At 58.5% G+C, this 24,412-nt stretch carries 31 protein-coding genes and 1 riboswitch; of the genes, 20 read left to right on the top strand and 11 right to left on the bottom strand.

Going from position 1 to position 24,412, the window contains the following annotated elements:
* Positions 1-240: 240 nt before the first annotated feature.
* From ACFQU0_RS17815 to ACFQU0_RS17835, 5 genes are all read left to right on the top strand, one after another.
* Positions 241-1,074 carry a cyclic nucleotide-binding domain-containing protein gene (locus tag ACFQU0_RS17815; protein ID WP_382203074.1) on the top strand — a complete coding sequence of 278 codons (834 nt, stop codon included), beginning with the start codon at positions 241-243 and terminating at the stop codon, positions 1,072-1,074.
* 488 nt (positions 1,075-1,562) lie between these two features.
* Complete coding sequence (locus ACFQU0_RS17820) at positions 1,563-1,994, top strand: HD domain-containing protein (protein ID WP_382203075.1); 432 nt, start codon at positions 1,563-1,565, stop codon at positions 1,992-1,994.
* 56 nt (positions 1,995-2,050) lie between these two features.
* On the top strand, positions 2,051-2,302 hold the full coding sequence (locus ACFQU0_RS17825; RefSeq protein WP_382203076.1) for a hypothetical protein: 252 nt from the start codon (positions 2,051-2,053) through the stop codon (positions 2,300-2,302).
* Position 2,303: 1 nt separating this feature from the next.
* On the top strand, positions 2,304-2,756 hold the full coding sequence (locus ACFQU0_RS17830) for a hypothetical protein (protein WP_382203077.1): 453 nt from the start codon (positions 2,304-2,306) through the stop codon (positions 2,754-2,756).
* Positions 2,757-2,765: 9 nt separating this feature from the next.
* A complete protein-coding gene (locus tag ACFQU0_RS17835) occupies positions 2,766-3,059 on the top strand; it encodes a hypothetical protein (protein ID WP_382203078.1) in 294 nt (97 codons plus the stop codon).
* A gap of 62 nt (positions 3,060-3,121) precedes the next feature.
* Here the strand turns inward: ACFQU0_RS17835 and ACFQU0_RS17840 are convergent, their stop codons facing one another.
* Positions 3,122-3,460 carry a hypothetical protein gene (locus ACFQU0_RS17840; RefSeq protein ID WP_382203079.1) on the bottom strand — a complete coding sequence of 113 codons (339 nt, stop codon included), beginning with the start codon at positions 3,458-3,460 and terminating at the stop codon, positions 3,122-3,124.
* 125 nt (positions 3,461-3,585) lie between these two features.
* On the opposite strand from ACFQU0_RS17840, the gene ACFQU0_RS17845 reads away from it, so the two are divergent.
* The 8 genes from ACFQU0_RS17845 (at position 3,586) to ACFQU0_RS17880 (ending at position 8,991) form a co-directional block, all read left to right on the top strand.
* Positions 3,586-4,059, top strand: a complete 474-nt coding sequence (locus ACFQU0_RS17845; protein ID WP_382203080.1) for a hypothetical protein — start codon at positions 3,586-3,588, stop codon at positions 4,057-4,059.
* Entirely contained in the window at positions 4,056-4,322 is a 267-nt protein-coding gene (locus tag ACFQU0_RS17850) for a hypothetical protein (RefSeq protein ID WP_382203081.1), read from the top strand. Before ACFQU0_RS17845 ends, ACFQU0_RS17850 begins: the two co-directional genes overlap by 4 nt.
* Before the next feature lie 54 nt (positions 4,323-4,376).
* A complete protein-coding gene (locus ACFQU0_RS17855) occupies positions 4,377-5,993 on the top strand; it encodes an EAL domain-containing protein (protein ID WP_382203082.1) in 1,617 nt (538 codons plus the stop codon).
* Complete coding sequence (locus tag ACFQU0_RS17860; RefSeq protein WP_382203083.1) at positions 5,990-6,424, top strand: hypothetical protein; 435 nt, start codon at positions 5,990-5,992, stop codon at positions 6,422-6,424. The genes ACFQU0_RS17855 and ACFQU0_RS17860 overlap by 4 nt, the downstream gene beginning before the upstream one ends.
* Complete coding sequence (locus ACFQU0_RS17865) at positions 6,421-6,669, top strand: hypothetical protein (RefSeq protein WP_382203084.1); 249 nt, start codon at positions 6,421-6,423, stop codon at positions 6,667-6,669. Before ACFQU0_RS17860 ends, ACFQU0_RS17865 begins: the two co-directional genes overlap by 4 nt.
* Positions 6,666-7,223: an SAP domain-containing protein gene (locus ACFQU0_RS17870; RefSeq protein ID WP_382203085.1), complete on the top strand. Its 558-nt coding sequence runs from the start codon at positions 6,666-6,668 to the stop codon at positions 7,221-7,223. The genes ACFQU0_RS17865 and ACFQU0_RS17870 overlap by 4 nt, the downstream gene beginning before the upstream one ends.
* Before the next feature lie 743 nt (positions 7,224-7,966).
* The gene (locus ACFQU0_RS17875) at positions 7,967-8,518 is read left to right on the top strand and encodes an antitoxin Xre/MbcA/ParS toxin-binding domain-containing protein (protein ID WP_382203086.1); all 552 of its coding nucleotides are present in this window, start codon (positions 7,967-7,969) and stop codon (positions 8,516-8,518) included.
* Between the two features lie 53 nt (positions 8,519-8,571).
* Positions 8,572-8,991: an RES family NAD+ phosphorylase gene (locus tag ACFQU0_RS17880; RefSeq protein ID WP_382203087.1), complete on the top strand. Its 420-nt coding sequence runs from the start codon at positions 8,572-8,574 to the stop codon at positions 8,989-8,991.
* A 224-nt stretch (positions 8,992-9,215) separates the two neighbouring features.
* Here the strand turns inward: ACFQU0_RS17880 and ACFQU0_RS17885 are convergent, their stop codons facing one another.
* Positions 9,216-9,464: a hypothetical protein gene (locus ACFQU0_RS17885; RefSeq protein ID WP_382203088.1), complete on the bottom strand. Its 249-nt coding sequence runs from the start codon at positions 9,462-9,464 to the stop codon at positions 9,216-9,218.
* Positions 9,465-9,606: 142 nt separating this feature from the next.
* Here ACFQU0_RS17885 and ACFQU0_RS17890 point away from each other — a divergent pair, with 142 nt between their 5' ends.
* From ACFQU0_RS17890 to ACFQU0_RS17905, 4 genes are read left to right on the top strand one after another with little or no spacing between them, the layout of a single operon-like run.
* Complete coding sequence (locus ACFQU0_RS17890; RefSeq protein ID WP_382203132.1) at positions 9,607-9,882, top strand: CFI-box-CTERM domain-containing protein; 276 nt, start codon at positions 9,607-9,609, stop codon at positions 9,880-9,882.
* A complete protein-coding gene (locus ACFQU0_RS17895; RefSeq protein ID WP_382203089.1) occupies positions 9,816-10,394 on the top strand; it encodes a PD-(D/E)XK nuclease family protein in 579 nt (192 codons plus the stop codon). Before ACFQU0_RS17890 ends, ACFQU0_RS17895 begins: the two co-directional genes overlap by 67 nt.
* Before the next feature lie 42 nt (positions 10,395-10,436).
* Positions 10,437-11,576: a hypothetical protein gene (locus tag ACFQU0_RS17900; protein WP_382203090.1), complete on the top strand. Its 1,140-nt coding sequence runs from the start codon at positions 10,437-10,439 to the stop codon at positions 11,574-11,576.
* Positions 11,577-11,617: 41 nt separating this feature from the next.
* Positions 11,618-12,331, top strand: a complete 714-nt coding sequence (locus tag ACFQU0_RS17905; RefSeq protein WP_382203091.1) for a hypothetical protein — start codon at positions 11,618-11,620, stop codon at positions 12,329-12,331.
* A 26-nt stretch (positions 12,332-12,357) separates the two neighbouring features.
* Here the strand turns inward: ACFQU0_RS17905 and ACFQU0_RS17910 are convergent, their stop codons facing one another.
* From ACFQU0_RS17910 to ACFQU0_RS17920, 3 genes are all read right to left on the bottom strand, one after another.
* Positions 12,358-12,639, bottom strand: coding sequence for a type II toxin-antitoxin system YafQ family toxin (locus ACFQU0_RS17910; protein ID WP_382203092.1), 282 nt, complete (start codon positions 12,637-12,639; stop codon positions 12,358-12,360).
* The gene (locus tag ACFQU0_RS17915; RefSeq protein WP_382203093.1) at positions 12,626-12,889 is read right to left on the bottom strand and encodes a type II toxin-antitoxin system RelB/DinJ family antitoxin; all 264 of its coding nucleotides are present in this window, start codon (positions 12,887-12,889) and stop codon (positions 12,626-12,628) included. Before ACFQU0_RS17915 ends, ACFQU0_RS17910 begins: the two co-directional genes overlap by 14 nt.
* A 179-nt stretch (positions 12,890-13,068) precedes the next feature.
* Entirely contained in the window at positions 13,069-14,046 is a 978-nt protein-coding gene (locus ACFQU0_RS17920; protein WP_382203094.1) for an SOS response-associated peptidase family protein, read from the bottom strand.
* A gap of 669 nt (positions 14,047-14,715) precedes the next feature.
* Here ACFQU0_RS17920 and trfA point away from each other — a divergent pair.
* Together trfA and ACFQU0_RS17930 are read left to right on the top strand one after the other, a co-directional pair.
* Positions 14,716-15,558 carry a plasmid replication initiator TrfA gene (trfA, locus tag ACFQU0_RS17925; RefSeq protein WP_382203095.1) on the top strand — a complete coding sequence of 281 codons (843 nt, stop codon included), beginning with the start codon at positions 14,716-14,718 and terminating at the stop codon, positions 15,556-15,558.
* A 33-nt stretch (positions 15,559-15,591) separates the two neighbouring features.
* Positions 15,592-16,203, top strand: coding sequence for a hypothetical protein (locus tag ACFQU0_RS17930; protein WP_382203096.1), 612 nt, complete (start codon positions 15,592-15,594; stop codon positions 16,201-16,203).
* 154 nt (positions 16,204-16,357) lie between these two features.
* Here ACFQU0_RS17930 and ACFQU0_RS17935 read toward each other — a convergent pair whose 3' ends face one another.
* A complete protein-coding gene (locus tag ACFQU0_RS17935) occupies positions 16,358-17,188 on the bottom strand; it encodes a hypothetical protein (protein WP_382203097.1) in 831 nt (276 codons plus the stop codon).
* A 703-nt stretch (positions 17,189-17,891) separates the two neighbouring features.
* On the opposite strand from ACFQU0_RS17935, the gene ACFQU0_RS17940 reads away from it, so the two are divergent.
* The gene (locus ACFQU0_RS17940; RefSeq protein ID WP_382203098.1) at positions 17,892-20,708 is read left to right on the top strand and encodes a class I SAM-dependent DNA methyltransferase; all 2,817 of its coding nucleotides are present in this window, start codon (positions 17,892-17,894) and stop codon (positions 20,706-20,708) included.
* 56 nt (positions 20,709-20,764) lie between these two features.
* Here the strand turns inward: ACFQU0_RS17940 and ACFQU0_RS17945 are convergent, their stop codons facing one another.
* The 5 genes from ACFQU0_RS17945 to ACFQU0_RS17965 form a co-directional block, all read right to left on the bottom strand.
* Positions 20,765-22,558 carry a methyl-accepting chemotaxis protein gene (locus ACFQU0_RS17945; RefSeq protein ID WP_382203099.1) on the bottom strand — a complete coding sequence of 598 codons (1,794 nt, stop codon included), beginning with the start codon at positions 22,556-22,558 and terminating at the stop codon, positions 20,765-20,767.
* Positions 22,559-22,779: 221 nt separating this feature from the next.
* Positions 22,780-22,877: riboswitch (cyclic di-GMP riboswitch) on the bottom strand.
* 56 nt (positions 22,878-22,933) lie between these two features.
* The gene (locus ACFQU0_RS17950) at positions 22,934-23,161 is read right to left on the bottom strand and encodes a hypothetical protein (protein WP_382203100.1); all 228 of its coding nucleotides are present in this window, start codon (positions 23,159-23,161) and stop codon (positions 22,934-22,936) included.
* A gap of 22 nt (positions 23,162-23,183) precedes the next feature.
* A complete protein-coding gene (locus ACFQU0_RS17955) occupies positions 23,184-23,468 on the bottom strand; it encodes a hypothetical protein (RefSeq protein WP_382203101.1) in 285 nt (94 codons plus the stop codon).
* Positions 23,469-23,485: 17 nt separating this feature from the next.
* Complete coding sequence (locus tag ACFQU0_RS17960) at positions 23,486-23,893, bottom strand: hypothetical protein (RefSeq protein WP_382203102.1); 408 nt, start codon at positions 23,891-23,893, stop codon at positions 23,486-23,488.
* On the bottom strand, positions 23,890-24,357 hold the full coding sequence (locus ACFQU0_RS17965) for a hypothetical protein (RefSeq protein WP_382203103.1): 468 nt from the start codon (positions 24,355-24,357) through the stop codon (positions 23,890-23,892). The genes ACFQU0_RS17960 and ACFQU0_RS17965 overlap by 4 nt, the downstream gene beginning before the upstream one ends.
* Positions 24,358-24,412: the final 55 nt, after the last annotated feature.

Consider the following 24,412-nt stretch of genomic DNA (forward strand, 5'->3'; position numbering starts at 1 on the left):
CAACGGTCTACCCAGACCACCCCCGCGCCAGTGCTAGCTTTGCGTACCGTCACTTATTGCACTGAAAACGAGGAGACCCCCTTTTGCACGCCACGTGATGGCCCAATCGTGCCGTGTGGAGGGTGGCGTTCTGCAACTGTTCGATGCCTCCGGGTGTTTCATGCTTCTCCCCCCTGGCCAGTGGGGTGTTGTCGAGTTGTATGACGCGAAGGCAAGGACGGCTTTGACGGGGCGTTGCTGATGATGGCCCTGAGCAAAACCCTTCTTCTTGTCGTGCCAAATGCAACTTTGGTGCTTGGGCTGGTGATCTGGCACCAATTCGGTATCCAGGGTTTTTTCTATTTCCTGGGGCACCTGTCGTTTGCTATTTCGTTTGTCGGCTACTCGCAGCGAAGCATGATCCGGCTGCGCCTGTTTGCCGTTTTGGGATTGTTCGTTGGCCTGGTCTACAACGGCTACGTCCACATGAACATGCCACCGAATCAGAACTTGTGGCCGGTTCTTTTTTGGATGACTGTCTTCCTCATTCAAAACCTCGTTTTTGCAGTTCTTGAAATTCGGGGCTCTCTTGAGGTTTCGCTGCCACCAGATCAGCGGGCAATTTTGGTTGAAAGTTTTCCTCACATGCACAGCAGAGACTGGGCGCAGCTTGTGGCCAAGGTGGATGAGAGGGGGTTCTCACAGGGAGAGGCGGTTCTTTCGTCGGGGGAGGCAACAACGTCGCTGATGTTGCTGGTCTCTGGGCGTTGCAGTGAAGTCAGGCACGATTTGCCTTCCAGTGTTCGCTCATTGGGCACGTTCTGGGGCGAGTTGACCTATTGCATGGGGAGCGCCTTGTTCAACAGGTCTCCATGTGATGTGCTTGTCGTCAGTGAAAAGGCTGTGGTCTACGTCTGGTCGTACGAGACGCTGCGTGAACTGGAGGCTGGCAATCCGCGTCTTGCCAAAGCACTGCGTGATGCTTTCATTTGGTCCGCTTGCACAAAACACGCCTTGCTGAGGCCGCGCGCAGAACCCCAACTCGATACCTCACCTGGGAAGCTCATTGGGCTTGTAGCTGAGGGTGCGGCTTGAGAATTGCTGCGGCGCAAGAGTGGTTCATTTCCAAAGGTGAAATCTATGACTGATTCAAGGCTTGCTTCTTCAGGAGTCCGCCGAGCTTGGCCTCGCAAGGCAAGCGCATTCATTGGTGAGCATCATCCCTTTTTTCCAGTGGTCTACGGCGCCATGGCCGCTGCGATGATGCTGGTTGTCGTTTCGATGGCATTCGATGCTCAACAGCAGGGCAGGGCAGGGTATCCCGTGGTCCTCATTCTGTGTGTCATGACAGGCGTTTGGTGCGTTTGGGTATCGTTCAGTCAGGCGAGGCCACTTCTGAGTGCTTTGGACACCGAGCACCTTAACTGGCTTCACGAGGTTTCATTTGGTGCACGCTCGAAAGCGATCCTGGAGCGCCGAGCGATGCAGGCCAAGCCACTACGCGGGCTGGATCTGTGGCGAGCGCTGGTGATTGAGCAGTCTGGTGCTGGTCCGCTTTCAGGACTTTCACGCGGGAGTCGATCATGAACATTTTGTCTGCCTACCAGCTTGCTGCACGGTTACACGCAGGACAGAAGGACAAGGCTGGTCGCCCCTACATTGACCATTTGGCTGGCGTGTTCATACGCACCATGCGTGCGCAAGGTGACCGGAGCCAGCAGATTGCGGCCTTGCTTCACGAGGCAATCGAAAACGGGAAGGCTAGTGCCGAGGATTTACTTGCTGCTGGTGTGCCTCAAGCGTCGGTGGATTTGGTGAAGATACTCACGCGCGACCCCAGTCAGGACTACATGCATTACCTGGCCGCAGTGAAGGCGGTGCCTCGCGCCGCACTTGTGAAGGTGGCCGATCTGGACGACATGATGGAGCCAAAGCGACTTGCCGCTCTGGATGTGGAGGTGGCTGAGAGTTTGGGGCGAAGGTACCGGTGTGCTTTTGAGTTTATGCACGCCTGAGGTCTGCGTATTAGCCCGCTTCTGCGGCCGGTTGTGATTGAGCAAAGGTGTCCATCATGAACGATCCTGTTGACGTGTGCTTGAAGGTTCTCAAGCCTTTCGTGAAGGCTGTGCTCACAGATTTGGGGGAGAGGCAAGGCTTTGTCATGGAGGACGCTGAGGCGGCTTTCGGGGGGCACGAGGCGGCTTGTGCGGTGATGGTGGCGCTGGTCGCGCGGGGTGTTGTGAGCTGTGAGCCGTACCTATTGGGAGAAGAGGTGCGCATCCTGTTTCGACTCAACGATCACGCGCAGCAGACGCCAACATGATTTGACCATCCGCCTTCGGCGTCGAGTGCTGTGGATTGTGTTTGCAATTGTTGTAGATTTGTTCTATAGTTCACTAATCGGACTACACAAAACACACATGCGTCACTCAACTTCTGCAAAATCGCCTCACCAGACCCGTGCTTTAGTGGGTCATTCTTTGTCTCAGCGCGGCTGGTCGCGCGATGGAGTGGCCGATGTGTTTATCCGCGAGATCGGCTACGGCATGGACCGCAAGTTGTTGCGAGTCGCGCTCGTGGAAGATGCGATGGGTGATATTGAACTGGTGGGGACGGTGCCTGGCGCCCATGTCATTCGGGGGCGGATTGATCGGGGCGTAGATGCGCTCGCTGGAGCTGCTGGTTTTGCCCATGACTTGGTGTTGAGCGTGGGTCAGAAACTGGCCCGTGATGTTCTCAATGCTCGCCAGGCCTCTCCCTCTGTCCAGTCCCACTAAGGTGCCGCCATGTCCGAATTGACGACGAATCACAGTGGGGTTGGTGGTGGCGATTTGGCTGATGCTCCCTTGTACATGAGCGCGCCAATCGTCAGCAGGGAGGGTGCTGAAGTGTTCATCCGCGCGTTGTACGCGGATGGGCTGTTGTTCCACTTTGACGACAGCCCGGAGACCATCATCAACGTCCACTCAGGTGCGCCCATCTTCACCCCGGCGCAGTGCGATCTAGTGCGGGCCCGTGTGGCTGAAATGTTTGCTTTGCCTGGATTCGATCCGTTCGATCTGGCAGTTGAATTGATCTGACTGGCCCGATGAAGCTGCACTCAGGCGCGTCACAAGAAGGCGCGGTGATGCGGCCTCGATTTTCACCGTGGGGGCAGCAGCTTGAGGATTTCGGGCCAGCGTGTCACCAGGGGCGAGGAAAAGCCAAGCTTTCGCAATGCGGCCAGTGCAGGAACCATGTCAGGCACGGAGTAGCCCTGCAGTGCGTGGTCGGGTGTGCCGCAGGCTTCAGGCAGAGCGGTGTCCCAGCCCTTGAATACGGGCCATGGAACAAGCTTTTGCACCCCTGTGTGGTGCGTCACCCTGATCCAACATTGGTGGTTGGGCGAGCGCATGAGTGCAACCGTGGTTTTCTTGCGGTGCTGCCAAGGCCAGGGGTTGATTCGTGGCGTGCTGGGGTCGCTGGTTTGTGCGGCGCTCATGCGGTGGAGTTGTAACAGATGGGTCGCTTGGGTGCCAAGCTGGGCGTTCATTTTGCGCCGCGTGTGCAATCCTGCGTCGCTGATGTTGTGGGGCATCTTTGATGCCCAATACGTGTACAACTGCAATGGCATTGAGTGTTTATTTATTGATGTTCATCGCCCTGTTTTGTGGGCTTGAGGTGGGCATTAAGGGTGCAATGAAAGAGGTTATGAACGAAGCTTTGTCGGATTGGCAGAAGAGTCATGGCTTTACCTATGAGCAGGCGGCAGAGTCTCTTGGGTTGGGGAGAACGATGTTCTGGAAGTACCTCAAGCGGCCGAGTCTGCCCCGCGTGATCGGCCTGGCCTGCCAGGGCGTATCCATCGGACAGTGCGTGCGAAACATCACCGTTTGGCACAAGCGCCACCGGCACACCTACGTCAGTGGTGCTGCTGCTCTTGGAGTCAGCCGTGCAACCTACGCAAGCTACCTGCGCAGCCCAGACAAAGTGCCGCGTACTGTGATGCTGGCGTGTGGGGCGTTGGATGAAGGATTGGAGCCACTTGGTCAAGACGGCGCCGTCACACGTTGGTCTGAGGTTGCAGAGGTGCGCGGATGAGTGACCCCTACGAGAAATTTGCAGACCTGTTCATGACCACCTTGGCTGGGCAGATGACGGGTTTGAGCCGTGAACAGTTCGTTTCCGTGTGCCGGGAGCGGTATCCTGACCCGGCCGATTTTGAAAGAACCATCGCAATGGTGACTGCGCAGGCACAGGTACAGGTGGACAAGGCCATGTCCGAATTGCGACCTGGTGAGTCGGTTGGCGTTGCCTATTCGCTGGACGAAAACGGTGGGCGGGTTCAGGGTGGGCCAGTCTAATGATGGCGCATCAAATTGGAAGCGTCGGGTAGGTCGATGAGAACGGTTCAGAACATGAAATTTCTCTTCAGCCGATACGCACTCATGGTTGCAATCTCCTTCGGCATGCTTGTGCCGGTGGCCATTTCCGCATGGCTGGCGGGTGTTCATGGTCAGATGCGGGTGAAGGAACTTGCGATGGAGCGCTCCGAACTCCAGATTCAAAGGTCCACAAAAATAAGCGCCCAGATTGCGTCCGCACTCCAGCAATTGGGAAGCCTTACCAGCGCGGGGCCATGCTCTGCGGTGAGCATTCGCAAGATGCGTGACCTGGTGATGGGCATGAACTTGTTGCTTGATGTTGGCCACGTTTCAGATAACGCCCTCATGTGTTCATCGTTTGGTAGTGAGCCGCTTGAAGTTGGAGAGCCCAGTTACCACAGCCCATCGGGCCACCTCATTCGCATCAATGCTTCCCACCCAGGTGTCGAGGGTGTGCCCATCACCATGACCACAGACGCCTGGACAGGGTTCACCACGTTGGTGCACCCGGACACCATGCTCGATTTCACAAGCCACAAGATAGGTGAAACACATGGCCTGGTCGGGTTGAACAGCGGGGTTCCGATTGCCGTTGCCGGTGTGTTCGATGACCGGTGGCTACCTCACATACGCTCAGCCAGTCAGGGGGTGGTCTCAGTAGACGGAGCGGTTTTGGCTTGGAAACACTCAGATCAGTACGACTACTCGGCATTCGCTTCTGTGTCGGCTTACGGGGTGGAGGGGATGGTTCGCCAGACGCTGTTGGTTCTGGTTCCGGTGGGCTTGATTGCCGGGGGTCTCATTTCTGTGGCGGTGCTGCTTTTTCTGCGCAACCAATCCTCAATGCCTTCACTTCTCAAGGCGGGGCTGCGCAAGAACGAATTTTTCGTGGTCTACCAGCCCATCGTGGAGTTGAAGACTGGAGCATGGGTTGGTGCAGAGGCGTTGGTACGCTGGCGCAGGGACAACGGCGAAATGATCGGGCCTGACACCTTCATCCCCATCGCAGAGGATTCTGGGCAGATTTGCGAAATCACCATGCGGGTTCTGGAGTTGATCGAGCGCGATGCAGCGCAGCTTTTTTATGGGCACAAGGGGTTTTTTCTTTCCATCAACTTCTCAGCCCAGGACTTTGCCAACCCGCTGGTGATCGAAAAGCTCGACTCGATGGTCAAGCACCTGAGGATTGCCCCTGATCGCATCCACGTTGAGGCAACTGAACGCGTGTTCATGGACCTCGAAACGACACGGCGCAATGTGGCGCGCATGCGTGAGATCGGTGTGAAGGTCTCCATTGACGATTTTGGTACCGGCTACTCCAGTCTGTCTCACCTGGCGAGTGTTGAACTTGATGCCCTGAAAATTGACCGCGTGTTCGTCCAGACCGTGGGCACCAACTCGGTGACCAGCAGCGTCATCGGGCACATCATCGCCATGGCCCAGGGCCTCAAGCTCAAGATCATCGCGGAGGGTGTTGAGACAGAAGAACAGGCCGCGTACCTCAGGCAGCAAGGGGTGGAGTTAGTTCAGGGTTGGCTGTATAGCAAACCCATAGACGCAGTGACTTTGCGTGCTGGAGCCAGCTCTGGCATGGATAGAAACCGCGACGAAGTGCCTGAGTCAACGAAGGAAAAGGACAGCAGCCAATGACAGTTAAACCGAGTACCAGTCACCTGAGGGTGTTCTCGCACTTTCTTGATTCGGTGGGTCAGGAGCCCTTTCGACGCTCAGGTGTGGCCGAGCAGCTCTATCCGTTGACCAACCCCCGCAGCCAAGAGCGCGCTGATGCGATTGCGCAAGCACTCATCGGCGACGCCGCAAAGAGCGGCCAGATCCAGCGTCATGGCCATTTGCACTGGATGCGCGTCACACGTGGGCGTGCCCTCAAGTCAGGCCGCAGCGTTCCCGAGTTGGATCGCGAGGTGGTCCTGACGACAAGTACCCGCTGCCCTGGCAAGTGGGCGTCGGTGGACTTGGAGACGGGTGAGGTCTGGGTAGCGGATGACGTGGGCCGCTGGAAGCGCGCAGGAGAAGCCGCTTTGGCTGACCTTAAGGTAGCTATTGGCAAAGGAACGACATGATCATCGCAGCACGTGATTACACCGAATTCGACAAGAAGCTACTGGAACTGCTGGACAACGGCACCAACACGGCAGCGGCATTGACCAAGGCTCTGGACGCTCAAGCCAAGCTGCTCATAAGCCAACCTGGCGATGAGTTCAGGGTGGTGGACCGCCGTTTGCAGGCGCTGCGCAAGAAGGGGCTCATTTCGTGGACACGTCGCGGCTCATCTGTCCTTTGGTCCACCACTCAAGGTGAAGCATGAGCCTGCCGCTTGTCCCTGAACGCAATACTGATGGCAGTTTGCTGCGCGTGGTCGAGTACAAGGAAGTTGCCCGTGGCATCGAGGTGGGCTACGACCTCATGGGTGGCGTCGATATCCGTTTGGGTGGGGACTTCGTGTATGTGCACATCAACTACGACTGGCGCTACACCGACAACGCTTCACGAAAGGCTTTGGCCGAAAGCATTGTCGGACTGCTGTCGGGCGCCGATGAGGCGTTTCCTGTAGTGGGGCTGGAAAAGCTGCGTGTAGCGCTTGCTGCGCGTGGTCTGAGCACACAAGGGGATGCCGGGGCTTTGATAGATCGCGTGTGCGAGGCCTTGGCCGGGGATGGCGAGTCGAGAGGTAGCCAAGTCGTGGATTCCAACAGCAAGGTCCCATCATGGGGTCAGCCCAGCCCTGATGATCTGGCCGGAATGAATTGGTGGAATGCCATGACCGAGGGGGAGCGCCTTGTCGCTCTGCAGGCGGCAGGGACGTCAATACCGGCAGTGGCATGGGGCCACTACAAAACAACCCAGTCGAGCCCGATATGACTTACAGGTGCACACAATGAGCAAGGCAGTTGGAGTTTTGATTGATGGCGTTGCCACATGGCATGCACCAGGTGTTTCTGGGCCCGATTACGACACCCTTTGCGGTATTGATGCAAACGACCCGGCAGTAGGCCATGAAGGGCTGATTCCCACGAAACGAGGCCAGAAAATCACGTGCGGCGAGTGCAGGAGGGTGTGGGAACGCGTGGTTGCTCTGAACTTGCGCAAGGCCAGCTTCGAAGGAATTTCTGGGGACTCCTATTGAGCGCTGTAAGTTGCGCACTGAACGTTCGCCCTCGCATCTAGAGGGCGGATGCCAGCAAGAGCACTCACCAGACGTATCCCCACCTATGAGCAGGCCTACCGTGATCAGTTGTCGAGTCTTCGGCGGGCGTAGCCCGTTGACGGGCAAGCCCGTGGGCGAGCGTCACCGCTGGAGCGGAGGGGCTTGGGGGGAGGGGCGATGCGAGTTCTGTGGGCGTTACCTTGAAGACGTGCTGGAGAAGCCCCAAAAGCCCCCTCTCACCCTTGACCAGGCCATTGAAAAGGGGGCAGAGCCGCAGGTGCGGGACCGGGTGACGGAGGCAGCGCCTGAGGACTTCGATTGGCGTGCCTATGCCCTGGGAAAGCCCCAGCCCCGCAAATCAAAACCTGAACGCACGGGTCGCAGGTAGACACAGAGGCCAGTCTGTTGCATTTTCATCTGCACGGTGTTGTAATTGCAACACCATGAGGACGCCGCCGTGATTACCTATTTTTCGCCCCCCTCCAACACAGTTGTCGTTAAGAAAAAGCGTGAGCAGGCCTATAAGGACCTCACACAGATACTGATTTCTGCGCACAGGGAAAGAGCCGAAGAAGGGAATGCAATCACAGCATTTTTTGGATCGGGTTTGGTCTCCGCCCACGAAATTTGGCATTTGTCGTCAGAGTCGGCCTATGAAATTCTCAAACGTGGCGTTCCAAGTCGCTCACTGGCCGCCCTGAGCGATTATTTGGGGGTGGGCAAGGGTGTAGTGGCTTCGCTGGTGGATGTGGACCGTACGACCGCGTTTCGGAACGCTTCGACGGACCGACCGCTGCCGATGCACGCGGCAGAAACAGTCTTGCGGTTGCTGGAATTGACGAGTTTGGCCGAAGACACTTTCGAAACGCCGGAGGATGCGGCGCAATGGTTGCGCAGTGCCCATCCCATGCTCAATGGTCAAACCCCGCTGGAACTGGCCAAGTCTGGCTATGGTGCAGAACGCGTCAAGGAGATCCTGATTGCGCTCAAGTACGGCGGTGCAGTGTGACCACCGTTTATCGAATCGGATATTGCAATCCCGCGCGACCAGATGACTCGTCCTTGCTCAAGGAGTTGGGGTACGGATCGACCCTAAGCAGCGGGCGTTGGCACACCAAGGGTGCGCTTCAAATCGTTTACAGCGCCAGTTCGAGGGCGCTGTGTCAGTTGGAGAAAAGGGTCCATGCCAACGGCTACGCTCTGAAAAACCAGGCCCTTGTGCAACTTGAGTTGCCGCCTGGGGCGCACCTGTTGACTGCGGTGGACCTGGGTCTTCCGACAAACTGGCGCAACGATATGGGCGCGACGCAAAAAATGGGCGACGACTGGCTGGCCAGCCGTGATTCGCTGGGGCTGTGGGTGCCCTCATTTGTCGAGCCAGGTGAGTTCAATCTGCTGATCAATCCACAGGTGGCAGCGTTTGACAAAATCACGCTCGTGGTTGAGCGCGAGCCATTCGTGTTTGACCCACGCATGTTTTGACACAGCCCAAGCATGTCCGGCGCACATCATGCCAATGTCTATCCGCACAAAACTACTGGACCACCTCTCAGAGTTGGAGCGTCAGCGTGCCGGCGAAGTCATCCGCAAAAGCCCCCCAGTCAACCGCATGGGGAAGGGCAAGTTCCCAACAACCACAAGGGAGCGGCGGGAAGGCCTTGAGCAGGCCGCACGCAACCCGTCCTTGAAGTTGCGCCGCCAAGCCATCATTGCCGCAGATTGAGACTGGGGCACTGCCCGGAGAAACCGCCACTGTGGCGGTTTTTTTTCGCCCAGATGGTGGTCATTGGTTGGCGTTTACGTGGGGCGCACAAACCCAAAATGCTGATCGCGTTGATGTTGGGTGGTGGCATGATCTCGATGAAGACTTGGGCGCCATTGTGGCTGTAGATGCCCGCGCCTGACCGGGCTTTTTCCTGTGGTGAGTTTGATTGGTGTGAGGGCAGCTTGAGCAAAAAGCGGACAAAGGATTTTCACAGCGTCACCGACATAGTGTCCGCCACGTACTGTGAGCAAAAGGTCGTTTTCGACAGGGAGTTGGGGGATGCAAGGCCGCGTGAAGTGCGCGCCAAAGCTGCTGCTGGCACCGCCTCCCACATGCGCTTTGAGACCGTGGGAAAGGCGCGTGCTTCGATTGACCGACGCTGTTTCATTGCGACGGCTGTGTATGGCCCTGATGCCCCAGAGACAGACTTTCTCAGGGGATGGCGTGATCGAGTGCTTGTCCCTACGCTCGCGGGCCGGTTCGTGGTGCGCACCTACTACGCTTTGTCCCCCTTGTTGGTCTCTCACGTGATGCACAGGCCATGGGCAGCGGCGATGGCGCGCGGCGTTCTCAACAGGGCGCTTGTGGTCTTGGGGATGCGCAAATGAGCTTCTTGACGAACCTGGTGATGGTGTCCGCACTGGCCGCGCTGGCTTTCTGGCTGTACCGATTCTGGCAGGGGCTTGTGCCCAAGTGGCTCCCGGCAGAGTTGGAGGGCGCCAAGCTGGTCCAGGTCGAGCACGATCTCTACGCCAAGTCGCCTTTTAAGGTGGCAGGCCGACCGGATCGCGTCTACCGGACCCGCGATGGGCTTCATGTGCCCGTAGAGTATAAAAACCGGGACAGGTTTGCCGTCTATGAAACCGACATTGCCCAGCTTTCGCTGCAGTCCTGGCTGCTACGCCAAAACGGGCACCGGACCGCCGCGTTTGGATTTGCCGTGGTCAACGACCGCAATACCGGTGAGCACAAGGCGCTGCGTGTCGATCTCAAGGATGACGTGTTCTGCGAGCGGTTGATTGCCCGCTACCTTGACGTCATCCAGCGTCGTGTCCAGGCGCGCAAGAGCCGGGGTCGCAAGTGCAACACGTGTGGCCATCGCACTCCGTGCGAGTCATAGCAGAATCAATCACCGATAACCCGATCAACGGCTGGAGCCACCATGCAATTTCAAACGCGTGTCCTGAGTGCAGCATTGAGCGCCCTTGCTGCCTCGCTTGCTGGTTGCGCCAGCTACCCGGCAGAAGATGCGATTTTCGGAAAGCCCCAGCGTTTGATGGACATGGCGCTTTCGGGCCAGCTCAACCCAAATGAGCGGCTTAGGGCCAGCAACTTAATCGGCGATTCACAGAACACGATCACGCCACTCTGTGCGCTGGCCCAGAGCATGATTTCTGCGCCAGCCGTGGACACATTGCTCAGACAGGGGGCGGATGTGAACATGCCGTGCCGCACGTCAGAAACGACCATGCCGCTTGATGTGGTGATGACGCAGGCGCATTACCGTGGGTCAGTTACTTTGACCAACAGGCCCACCCATGTCCCGACGTTTGTTGCGTACGCGGAAAAATTCATCGCCAGAGGGGGCCGATCAGAAAAGGGCGCCTTGTCGTTTGATCAGGTCAAAATGCGCATCGCATCGGATATTGCAAGGAGCAACAGCCTGCACCCTGAGGTCGTGAGCAACTTCAGCAAGTCCCCTTCTCAAGCGACTGCCTACCTTGCTCGAATGGCGGAAGGTGTGACCTACGCGGCACCGCCTGCCCCTCCTGCACCGCCACCGCCTCAAGCCCCACCCGTGGCCACTCAGCGGCCAGCGCCCAAGCCCCCCACATCCGCAGCCACGTCATCTGGGCCCGGTAAGCGTGCCCACGCTGTGATCATGATCGCGGTCGGTGGTGTTGATACGCCTCGCAAGGTCACCACCAGGTTGACCGATGGCGATAGGGGCGCCGTTTCGATTTGCGGCCGGAAGTTTCTGATGGCAGGTGTTGCAGAGGACGGCGTTCGCTCGTTTACCTGCGATGGCAGCGGCGGCATGGGGGGAGGCACCTACATTGATGGGCAGCGCACTGGCGATATTGAGTGGGGCTACTCGATTGACACCGATGACCAGTCGCTCAAAATCAAGTCCTACCAGGCTTGGGGTGAGAACTATTTCCCCAATGCGCAGGAGCCCGCCACACTGATTTACTACCGTTTCAAAAATGGCCCGTTGGCAGGCCGGTCCTACGCCACCATCGTGGGCAAAGTGCCGGGTCGGGACATGTTGTATCTCAGCAGCAACTACTTTGCCCGGTAGGCTTGAGGATGCGGTGAGCAGCGGAAGGATTCGAGGCCCCCATGCCCGCACGCACATCCCCACTGGTGGTTCCAGATCCTGAGACCCGTGTCAGCGCCGGCATGTACGCCGATGTGCGCACCTGGCTGCTGGAAAACGACCCTGATGCACAGGCGATGCTGGACTGGTCGAACAACGAGTTGCTGCCACCCGAGAGCCCCGAGAAGATGGCAAGCGAGGTCATCTGGATCATCCTGTGCGCCGGGCGGTCGGCCCAGGCAGCACGCACCATCGAGAAAAAGGTCTGGGACGCGTTAGAGGCTGGCAGGCCCGTGGTGGAGGCCTTCGGCTACCGTGCCAAGGCAGCGGCCATCGAGCGTGCCTGGAATGAGCGGGAAGCGGATTTCGCGCGGCTGCAGCCGGTGCTGGCCACCGGGAGCCCCGAGGCATTGGTGCACTGGTGCGGGGCTTTGCCCTTCATTGGAGACGACACCCAGTTCCAGCTTGCCAAGAATTTTGGGGCTGATCTAGTCAAGCCCGACATTTGGTTCTGCCGCCTCACCGGCATACCGGACACGCCACGGCGCGCGGTGCGTTTCCGATTCCCCGCCTGTATGGCACTGGCCAGAGGACTCGCCCAGGCCAGCGGCGACCGCATTGCGGCTGTGGATTCGCTGTTGTGGCTGGCTTGCAATAAGGGCGTGCTGAGCGTCGATGCCCAGGCGGGGCCGGTGAGCTTCATGCCCACGACATTGACCCAGCGCTCCATTTTTTAAGGCGACAGGGGAGGGCGCCACAGGCGCTACAGACCTAGCTCGCTGTGCGAGCCAAGGCGAACGAGTTGCAACGTCGCATCATCTGGCTTTCGATAGATCAGCACCAGGTCGGGCTTGACGTGACAATCCCGATGATCCTTCCACTCGCCCGTAAGCGCATGGTCACGATGCCGTGGTTCTAGAGACTGATCGCTTGTCAGAGCCTCCAGAACCGGCTCCAAGTCGGCATCGAGTGTTGCCCGGTGCTGGCCCTTGGCCTCTCGTTTGTAGTCGCGCCTGAATTGACCAGTTGGGTCAATCTTCCGCATGCAGGTCTGCCATCAACGCCCCAACGCTCTCGAAGCTCTTGAGGTTACCGGTGCGAGCTTCGCGCATGGCTGCAATGGTGGTTTCGTTCGGTATCAGAGGCTCGAATGGCAATGCCTTTTCGCGGGCGACACGGGTCAGCATGATGCGGAAAGCGTCGGAGACAGTCAGCCCCATTGCAGCAAGAACGGCGCTTGCTTCTTCCTTTATGTGCTCATCGATGCGTGCACGAACAACAGCATTGGCAGTCATGATTCTTCCCGGAGTGTGGGCTACATTGTAGCCCGACACAAAATTTCCTGCCACTGCTTCCGCCCATGTGCGGAGATCGAGTCGAACGCCGATTGAAGCCCTATGTCCATTGCCCCTTGAAGCCGATGGCGTCTCAGAGCAGCCGCACTGTGCGCGTGCCGCTTCGAGGCTGGGGTTGGCTATGCGGCCAGTCGGTGCTCGTAGTAGGCCGGTTCCTTGTCGAGCAAGAGCTGGTCCAGCTCATCGAGTGATCGCCCCGCTGGGGTCAGCCAGGCCTGCACGTTCTGAGGCCTCAGCTCCACGATGCAGCGATCATGTCCCGCGCTGGCCACCTCAGGCGGCGGTTCATTCGTGATGGCCGAAAAGGACCAAAGCGGCGCTTCACTGGAGCCAGGTAGCGGGGTCCAATGCGACACAAGGCAGGCCACCCACATGGGGTGCGGCTGGCGGGGTTCAAAGCGAAGAACCACGTTCTCTGGCTTTTCACCGGGGAGCAACTCACGATGCTCCATGTCGTGGCGCTTGACGTTCTCGAAGAAGGTGGTTGCCAGCATCACGCCGTGTGTTCGACCGTACAAGCCCCGCCAGAACTTGCGCAAGCTGTCAAAGCGCGCGTTGTAGACACCAGGCAACTCGCGGTCGATCTTGGCAGGCATCCCCGCAGGCCTGCACTGGTAGCGCATAGGCCGTATCACCGGTTGACCGTCCTCAAACATGAGGATGGGCGCAAACCACTGCGGAAAAATCCTGCCGTCACCCTCGCTCAGATCCGTGCGTTGCAGTGCCTTGAGCTTGGCCAGGCCATCGGCGATCTTGTCGGTGGCAATCCGTTCATCCTCAAGGGCACCTTTGGTTTGCTTCTCGGCCAGCTTGCGCTGTGCAGCGGCCAGGCGGACACGTTGCTCAAAGACCAGCTTTTGCGTCGCGGCTGTCTCGTCCTCTGAGAAGGCCTTGATCAGCTCTTGGATTTCTCGTTCCTTGTCTGACTGAGGGTTGGAGAAAAGCGCATCCATCACGCGGGGTGTGCGCAGCAGGGGCTTTGTGCGCTCTTTCCTCTTGCCGTACAGCTCGTGGAAGTCCTGAAGGCTCAACCTGGACGTTGGGAACATGCGCTGGAAGGTGCGGTGGTCGGCGACAACGGAGGCGGAATAGCACATGGGACTTTCCTCTTGGGGGGCCTCTGCGAATTGGGCGGGGTTGGGAAGCTGATGGGGCGGTAGCCAAAGTGGCTTTCAACGGTGACGCTCAACCGGGGGGCTGGTGGCGGCATGGTGGCGGGGGCTTTTCTGGACTTGTCCACAGAACTGGGCCGCATGTAGTTCAACGGTGACGGACTTGTCCCGATTAAAAAACATTAAGAGAAGGATTAGGCCCTGTGCACAACTGACCCAAGGCGTTGATTTCATTGGTAGTTCAAGAGTGACGACCGTCACCCTTGGACCATGGCGCCGTCACCGTTGAACTGCGCATGTGTCACCCTTGGACTGTTACCCGCTCGATTTTGTCACCCTTGGACTAGGTGAGCCGCCTGTCACCGTTGAACTACGTTTTGGCCTGCTGGCGCGTGCGAAAGGCGCATCCGTCACTGTTGGGCAGCGAGATTCGTCCATTTCTGCCTGGTGGGAGGCCTCAGCCGTCACCGTTGAACTATGTGATGCGACTTTTGTGGGGATTCTGGGGGTGCCTTGTCACCCTTGAACTATGGATGGCACCCGTGGCGACGAGGCGTGGGGCTCTGCCGTCACCGTTGAACTATGAAACGTCACCGTTGAACTATGGACATGGCAGGCCGTGCACCGGCACACTCGACTGTCAACCTCACATGCATGACGCCCATGTCCTCACGCCATAGTTCAACAGTGACGGTTTCTCAAGAGCAGCTACCCATTTGGCCCAACGATTTGCGCGGCCTGCCCAATGCGTTCGCCCGCTCTGCGCTGTTCAACGTGGCCAATGCCCGCAAAGGTGCGCGAACCAACCTCAAGCGACACAAGGTTGCGGCCTTGCAGGGCACCTCAATCGATTACACCGGAGAGGAACTTCGGCAGGACGACGAAGATTGCTTTCTGCAGATCCTGCACTTGGCACGGATGCAGGAGATCGGGTCCGAGGTTCGCTTCACCGCATACGCGATGATCACCGAGCTGGGCTGGACGCGCAACTCTGGAAGCTACCAGCGGCTGGTTGACTGTCTGAACCGGCTCAATGCCACGGCGGTGGCTGTCACCGTGACGCGTGAGGGTGGTGCTGTGGTGGAGAACTACACCGGTTCGCTGATTCGGTCCTTTCGCTGGCGTGAGGCCAACGGTGATGCACCCTTGCGCGAGTGGACGGTGCTGCTGGAGCGCGAGATCATTGCCCTGTTTGGCCCGCAGAGCTACACACGGCTGGACTGGAAGATGCGCATGCGCTTGGCGCCCATGGAGAAGTGGCTGCACAGCTTCTATCACACGCACCGCCATCCCCTGAAAATCTCAGTCGCAACGCTGCACCGGCTCTCAGGCTCGGAAATCCCTGAAAAGGAAATGCGCAAGTTCCGCTACAAGCTCAAGAAGGCCCTTGCCACGCTGGTGGAGCAGGGGTTTTTCATCAAGGCCTACATCGACCCGGCAGCGGACTTGGTGGTGGTACAACGCAATCTGACCCATCAATCCATAGTCGAACGGTGACACTGCAAAGCCCCAGCCCTATGAGCGCATGCAATGGCTGAACCCAAGCCCCCGAATACGAAAATCGAGTTGCGCCCTGGAGAGAGTCTCTGGGAGGCGATGACTCGTGAGTTGGCCAGCAACCCTGACAGCCCCTCATCCTTGAGCATCATGTCGGCCGTGAACAAGGCCATCAAGCCCCGCGCTCAAGCTGTTGACCAGGTGGTGGATGCGATGGCGGCGCAACTGCAGCATGACGGCCAGTCGCAGCGAGCAGCGGTGCAGGCTGCAATCGGGCACTGGGAGCGTGCGTGTGGCGCACCGATGGAGCCTGACATTCGTGCGGGTCTGCAGAAAACGGCAGTGGAGCGGGCCACGCAAGCACGCCGCAAACCCCCAAAGATCGGCAACATCTTGACAAGCGTTCCGACCGTCACGGACACCGGATACCGCCTTGGCATCCACCTCGAAGGCTTGGAGGGCACCTGGCATCGACTGTGGGCGATCATGTGTTTGGCAGTTGAATTCGACGGCGATGTGGACCAGGATGAAGGTGTCTTGGCTGTGCGCACCCAGTTTGAGGAACTGCTGAGCCGCAAGCTGTTGCCCGTTGAGTGGGTGGCACTGACGGCGCATGTCAAGGCGCGGTTCGAGTCGGGTGGATAAAAGGGGCGGTAACTGGCCGTCCGAACCACTGTTCATTCGGGAGCGCGCAGCGGTGAGTTGTTTACGTGCGTCACTGCGAAATCACGCCATCACGCGTTCAACGGCACACTATCAATTCAATTGCTGGATTCACCATCCCTGTCATAAACGATCATCACTTGATTAAGTTTTCCGCCATGAACCTTGGGAACCCCTGGTATATGGTGGTCGCCGAGCGGCGACAGTAGTTGTCAGCCTCAACAATGGTATTTTTTCCACATTTGACGCTGATTGAAATATCCGCCGAAGACGCACCTCTCGGTGTCTTCATTGCGCTTACGCCAATCTTGTAAGTGTCCGTTGGATTATAGGTTTCAATGATCGTATCGTTGGCAACCTGTATCTTCATGTCGGAGATTTTTGAAATATAAATCTGCGTCAGGGCGAATGCCTTGTCACACTCAAGCTTGTCCTGGCATCTAAATATAGACTTTTCGCGCACCTCTCTAAAATTGTCGATGGCCCTGGCCTCTGCTGCGAGAGCTTGTTTTTCCTTTTCTACTTCTGCCGCAGCTTTTTGCTCATTGAATTTAACGAAATTCAAATGTGCCTGTTCGTAATTTCCATGAGCTATAGCAAGGTCGTCGCCAGACGCTGCTTGCGCAAACCGCGTAAGTCTTCGCTTCAATTCAGCATGAGCTAAATTAATTTCATAGGTTCGGAATGCGCTTGTTAGTTTTTCAACTGAAAAACTTTCAATTGCCGCCGCTCTCAATGCGGGTTGAGATTTGTACAATTGAATGGCTTTGTTTCTGGTCGCGCTATTTTCATGCAGAAACGCATATTCCAACGACTTGTATGCGTCAGCAAAATTCTTATCATTAATTTCGGACTCCGCTCTCGCGATGTAGTCGATTGGGCGACCAGTCGAAGCACACCCAATCAAAGTCCAAACGGTCAGAAATACAAATACACTTTTCCAGCCAATCACGTGAGTTGCATTCATGTTTCTCGCCAGTTTGCAGTATGCACGGACGTGATTATGGCAACCAACCAACGACCTCATGTGCCATCTGACAACTTTTTCACGGCTCGCGTGTGCCTCGGCTTTGCAAGCAACTGCGTATCATTCGGCGGTATGACGGGGGAGCGCGGGGCGTATGTTTGAGCGCTTTCTGAGCAACCTAAGCTACCCGCCTGATGAGGGTGGGAGTCGTTCGTTCAACTGGCGTGCTGCCATGGCGCGGAACGCTTCAAACTCTGCCTCTGTTGGCGCCACCACGGCCCCAAGGCCTTTCTCTGCGCAGATGGATTGAGCGATGAGGTGCGCTGCGTGTAGCTCTACCCGCTCTTGCGGTGGGGCGTACTCTGCTGCGAACTGGCCACGGCGCCCAGACAAAATCTGCAGGGCAGTTATCAGTGACAAGTTGGAGCCAAAAGCCGACTTGAGGTCAGCAAGCGCCTCTTTGATCTGTTCTTGCGAGCCCCCCAGAGAGTGCACAACCCGTGCGCATGCGCGAACCCGAGGAAGGTCGGCTTGTGCTTCGGCGCGAGCTTGGGCGATTTTGTGCAGGAGGGCTGGGCTTTGGGTGCTCATGGTGGGAATGTACTGCGTGAACCTAGAACAAGGCGTGAGATAGAGAAGGGTAAATTGCTGCGTAAACTCACAGTCAGGTCTGGTGGGCTGACCCCCTCAACGATGGATTCAGATGGCGAAGATCACGACAAACGAATTGCGAAAACGGCTTTCAGCATTCGCCCACCAATGGGCCGGCGCCAGCAGCGAGCGAGCCGACGAAAAGCTGTTCACGGCCCAGTTCCTGGCCTGCTTTGGTGTTCAGCCCCACCAGTACAGCCGCGAGTACAGGCTGTCCATGCGCGACGGCAGTCACGGCTTTATGGATGGCTTCATCCCCGGCAAGGTGATCATTGAGGGCAAGAGCCTCGGTAAAGACCTCAAGAAGGCGAGAGCACAGGCTGATGAGTACCGCTGGGCATGCCCCCCGCAGGACCAGCCCCGCTATGTTCTGCTGCACGATTTCAACCAGTTCGTGCTCTTCGACCTGGCACAGGACAAGTCCCACACCTGCCTGTTGACGGATTTGTCCAAACGTGCCGAGTGGTTCCGATTCCTTGTGGGCGATGTGGCCCCGCAGATCACTGAGGAAAGTGAAGCCGACAGACGCGCCGCTGAGAAGATGGCAGCGCTGCACGAGGCACTTCTCAAAAGCAACTTCACAGGCCGTGATCTGGAAATTTTCCTCACCAGACTGCTGTTCTGTCTCTTCGCGGACGATACAGCCATCTTCGGTGACAACGGCCTGTTTCGACGCCTCATTGAAGGGACGCGTGAGGACGGCAAGGACGTTGGCTCCCAGCTCAATGAGCTGTTTGCGGTGTTGGACACGGAGCCCAAGAAGCGAAGCAAGCTGCTCGATGAAGATCTCAAGGCCTTTGAGTACATCAATGGGCAACTCTTCTCCGAGCGCTCTGGAATTCCAGCCATCGACAGCACCTTGCGAGCGCTGTTGCTGGAATGCGTTCGCCTAGACTGGTCAAAAATATCGCCAGCCATCTTCGGGGCGATGTTCCAGGGCGTTCTTGAACAGAATGCCGATGATCAGGATGAGGCCAGCGGTGAGAGCGAGAGCGCCAGCCAAAAGAAAAAACAACGAGGCGCAAAGCGCCGGGAATTGGGGGCTCACTACACCTCCGAGCGCAACATCCTGCGTGCCATCAACCCACTCTTCATGGACAGCCTGAGGGCCGAACTTGAGTCCGCTGGCACCAGCCGCCTCAAGCTGCAGGCGCTATACGACAAGCTGCCTACCATCCGGGTTTTTGACCCAGCCTGCGGCTGCGGCAACTTCCTGGTCATCGCCTACCGCGAGCTGCGCCGCCTGGAAATGGACCTCATCGACCGACTGTTCAGCAAGGGCGGTCAGACCAAGGGACTGCTAGACATTAGCACCCTGATCCGGGTGAGTGTTGAGCAGTTTTTCGGCATCGAAATTGACGAAAGCGCCGCCCACATCGCACAGGTGGCCATGTGGATCACGGACCACCAGTTGAACTTGGAAGCCGCAGACCGCTTCGGCAACACAAGGCCCAGTGTCCCTCTGGTGCACAGCCCCCACATCCGCCACGGCAATGCACTGCGGCTGGATTGGAATACGGTGCTTTCCCCCGCCGACTGCACGTTCATCGTTGGCAATCCGCCGTTCGTGGGCGCCAAGTTCCTCAAGCCAGCACAGCGCGCGGATGTTGCACATGTCATGGAGGGTATACCGAGCTTCGGTCTTTTGGATTTCGTTGCCTGCTGGCATGTCCTTGCCGCGCGCTACATGCGCCAGAACCCTCTGATCCGCGCATCACTGGTGTCCACTAACAGCATCTGCCAAGGCGAACAGGTCGGGGTGCTCTGGTCGCATCTGCTGGAACAAGGGATTCAGATCCACTTCGCGCACCGAACGTTTCAGTGGAGCAACGAGGGGCGCGGTGTGGCGGCTGTCCACTGCATCATTGTCGGTTTCGGACTGCAGCCAGCAGAGCAACCGCGACTCTTCGAATACGGATCGAACATAAAAGCCCCAGAGGCCCAGTTGCAGTTCGTCAAGCGCATCAACCCGTACCTGGTGGACGGCCCAGATGTGGTCCTGCTGCGCCGCTCTAGCCCCTTGAGCAGCGTGCCAGAAATGGGGATTGGCAATAAACCCATTGACGATGGGAACTACCTTTTCACGCCCGAACAGAAGGCGGAGTTCATTGCGGCTGAGCCAGCAAGCGCGCCTTTTTTCCGTCGCTGGCTTGGGTCAGAGGAATTCCTCAACGGCATTGAACGGTGGTGCCTGTTGCTCAAGGACGTGAGCCCGAATGAGCTTGCCCACTTGCCGGAATGCCGAAAGCGGATTGATGCGGTTCGTAAGTTCCGTGAAAAAAGTGACAGCAGGCCCACTAAGGCGTTGGGCGCCACACCACGCAGTTTTCACGTCGAGTTCTTCCCGCAAGGCAACTACCTGGTGGTCCCTGAAGTGTCCTCGGAGAAGCGCCGGTACATCCCCATTGGCTTTTTGGACTCCACCATCCTGGCCAGCAACCTGCTCAAGACTGTTCCCGATGCGACGCTCTACCACTTCGGCGTGCTCTGCAGCAGCGCGCATAACGCCTGGATGCGCACGGTTGCGGGCCGGATGAAGAGCGACTACCGCTACTCGGTCAAGATCGTCTACAACAACTTCCCATGGCCTGCCCAACCCACCGCGAAGCAACGACTGGCCATCGAGACGGCTGCTCAAGCCGTTCTTGATGCGCGTGCACGGTATCCAGACAGCTCCCTGGCGCAGCTCTACAACCTGTCCTCAATGCCTGCCGAGCTGGTCGCTGCACACGCCGTGCTAGACAAAGCTGTCGATTCCGCTTACGGCTACAAGGGGGGGCATGACGATGCCAGTCGAGCACGCTACCTTTTTGACCAGTACCTTCAGGCAACGGAGGAAGTCATCGCGCCCCCCCCGAGCGCGTCTTAGCGACCGCAGAGAGGTCGTTGCGCTAGAGGTCCGGTACAGCTCAATCGCAGCGGTCATCAGAAGGACTCCCAGTCGCCGCCGTCCGCTGCAGGGCTTGTTGCAGGCTTGGCGCGGTGGACCGGTGCACCCAGGCGGGCGGATGCCGGGGCTGCAGCGGCCTTGGGCGCGTTCAATTGGGCGGCTGGGTGCCTAGGGCCTTTCGCGGGCACCACGGGGCTTTTGGTGGGCTTCTGACGAACCGGGGCCTTGGCCGTGGGCATGGTGTGGGCCTGCAGCACCTGAATGTGGCTGTTGCGCAGATCCGCTTCACTCAGGCGGAAGGTCTGAACCACCTTGGAGAGCTGGGCGGCTTGCTCGCTCATGCTGGAGGCGGCAGCGGCGCTTTCCTCCACCAGGGCTGCGTTCTGCTGGGTCATCTGATCCAGGTTGGCCACGGCCGCGTTGATCTGGTTCACCCCTTCGGACTGCTCGGATGCGGATGAGGCGATCTCCCCAATAATGTCGCGCACCCGCACCACGTTCTCAACGATTTCCTTCATCGTCTCGCCCGCCTGAGTCACCAGGTTGGTGCCGGCGTCCACGCGGGTCACGGTGTTGCCGATCAGTTCCTTGATTTCCTTGGCGGCTTGGGCGCTGCGCTGGGCCAGCGTGCGCACTTCACCGGCCACCACCGCAAAGCCCCGGCCCTGCTCACCCGCACGGGCCGCTTCGACGGCAGCGTTCAAGGCCAGGATGTTGGTCTGGAAGGCAATGCCATCGATCACCGAAATAATGTCGTTGATCTTGCGCGAGGCCTCATTGATTTGCTGCATGGTGGTTACCACCTCGCCCACCACCTCGCCGCCCTTTTGCGCGCTCACACCGGCCACGTCAGCAAGTTGGGTCGCCACACGTGCGGAGTCGGCCGATTGTTTGATGGCGCCCGACATTTGCTCCATGCTGGCTGCGGTCTCTTCCAGGTTGGATGCCGTCTGCTCGGTACGCGCGCTCAGGTCGTGGTTGCCGGTGGCGATTTCCTCAGAGGCCACCGTGATGTTGTCGGTCCCACGGCGCACATCGGCCACCACACTCACCAGTTGATCGCGCATGTCATCAAGCGCCTTGGCCAAAGCCCCAATCTCGTCATTGCTCTGCATGTTCAAGCGCACCGTCAGATCTCCCTTGGCGATTTGCTGGGCGAAGTCCAGGGCCTGCTGCAGGGGCTTGCGAATACCACGCACCAGCGCGACTGCACCGGCAGCGATGGCCAGCATCAGGAGCACCACCACGATGGTCGCGTTGCGGGTGTTGGCGTTGCGGTCGGCGACGCTCTGAGCCTGCACATCCGCCACGGCCTTGGTCTGGCTACCGGCGAATTCATCCAGCGCGCCCAGGTAGGGCGTGATGGCGGCATTGAACGGGCCCTGCACGTGGCCAGCCGCGCCCACCTGGTCCCCCGCGTCTTTCAACTTGCGAGCTGCAGCCAGCTCATCGAGCACGGTCTTGCGCAGGGATGCGATCTTCGCCATCTGAGCCTTCTCGCTGTCGGTCAGCTCCATGGCCTCAATCTGCTTTTGCACCTCTGTGATTTGCTTGATGGTCCCCGACACCTTGTCCTTGAAATAGGCATCCACGGTGGGGTCCGAGCTGAGCATGGAGGCCTGCAGCCGGTTGACGTTGAGCGTGGTCATCGACGCCCAGGCGTGCACCAGTTCGCTCTTGGTGTTGGCTTGCCCCAGTGCTGAGGAAGCAGCCGCATTGATGCGCGACGTGTTGATGCTGGTGCCAGCGAGCACAGCAACGAGGGACAGGATGATGGTGGCCACCGCCGCCCAAAGTTTGCCGCCGATAGAGAGTCGGTTGAAAATCACGAGGTTCAATCTCACAGGAGCGCACGGCGCCACGCCAGGCCGACCCGTTTCCGGTTCAGCCATGCCAATGCTGGGTTTGCAACAGAAGAAGCCCCTGGGGGCGCATGTGTCAGGTGCGGTATTCGCACTGGACGGCAGGGGCGGGCCCAAAGAGAAAAAGGGGCAGTGCCACAAAGCGCGAATGCAGATCGATTCGCGCGAAGCAGTCCGCGCAAGGGAGGACTGGCAACCCCGCTGCCATGTCCCGTGCTGCAAGTGCATGGAGGTAGGTCGGAGGCTTTGCGGCCCTGGCTTTCGCGCAGGTGAGCCCTTCAATTGTACGGGTTTACCCGTATTTTCACAATGTGGCGACGCGTCGGCGCGGGGCTTTGCTGTTCAGATCCACGTCTCCACAATCTTGGCGTCATCCGAATCAGCGCGCTCCAAACGGTACAGGCCTGGTGGGAGTCGGCTGCGAAGCTCTTCGAGGGTCGAGCTTTGAAGTGTTTCCGCTGTCGGGGTGTCGTTGAGCCACTTGCGCGCAACAAACCGCCCTGGAAAATCCACCGGGTTGTCGTAAACCACCCAGATTGGCAGGGCGTTGTTCGTCTGATCGATTAGCATTTTGTTGCTGCCTCAGTTCACATCAAAAGACCAGCAGACCTGAATTGTTCAGCGCAGTGTGCACCGGCTTGGGCAGGACGTGGAACCACCCAGGCTGCAGGATCAGTGCATGCAGGTGCCCGCTCTCGGATTCGGCACCGCTGAGCCAGATGCGGTGCTTCCCGTCCAAGCCTTTGCCGGTCAGGTTGACCTGTTTGCGGGCGGTGGCCAGCCACACCTGGCGGTTCAGCGCCTCAGCGTTTTTGGCAATCGAACACACCCAGGACCAAATGGCCTGCTCACCGGCAGGCGTCAATTTCAGAATCATCTTGAACGAGCCCCGGCTCAGAAGGGCTGCAGAAAGGGGCTTTCACTATCGAAAGCGCGATTCCACGTTTCGAGAATCCCAAGCCCCAGTAACAACGCGCCAGGCACGGTGAACCAGAGGCTGTGCCAACTCAATGCGAAATACCAGATCGAGGCGCCCAGGCCCATGCAGATGACCGAGTGGAGGGCGCTGGCCGCAATCACGAGGCGAAGGAAGGAAATTGCGCCAACCAGCGCCAGCACCATTCCCACTGCCAACACGGCCGTACCGCCATAAAAGACAGCCAGTCGCCATGACTCACTGGGGATGAGTGCCGACAAAACTTTGCAGACCAGACCGGCAATCAAAATCTTGCCCCACATCCTGACCAGTCGGGATTCTGACCAGGGCGCCTCTGAGGCGGGAAAGAACTTGCGGAATTTCATTGCTTGGCGCTCCCTTGTGTAGAGCGTGTGGCGTTGGACGTCTCAAGGTAGGCCATGAGCGTCGCGGCACTGAGGCCGATCATTGCGATGAGCCCACACACGGCGCAGGCCATGAGTGCACCACGGCGAAGCGTGTTTCCAACGGAGGCGGTGGGGGCTGCAGCAGGGGCCCTCTGGCCCATGTGTTGTCTGCTTGTGTGGATCTGTTCCAGCTCGGCGGCGATGGCCTGGCAGTCGGCAACATACGCGGCGAGGTCGTTTATCTCGAAGCCGTCCTCGTGCATCGCTTTGTTGCGCAATGTCGCGACATAGCGGATGCGCTTGACCAGTCGATCAGGAAGGGCAGGGGTGACGCTCGCGGTTTTCTCATAGAGGCCGCGCCCTGTCGCACCAAATCTTGCGCCAAGAATCGTTTCAATGTTCTTGGCGGAGGCAACAACGTCTTTGATCGTGAAGGCGGTCATGTCAGGATGGCGCGGCTACGCGCTGAGAAAGCCCCAGCGGTTCGCGCCGGGGCGG

The organism is Hydrogenophaga defluvii, assembly GCF_042665235.1.
GTDB lineage: Bacteria > Pseudomonadota > Gammaproteobacteria > Burkholderiales > Burkholderiaceae_C > Hydrogenophaga > Hydrogenophaga defluvii_A.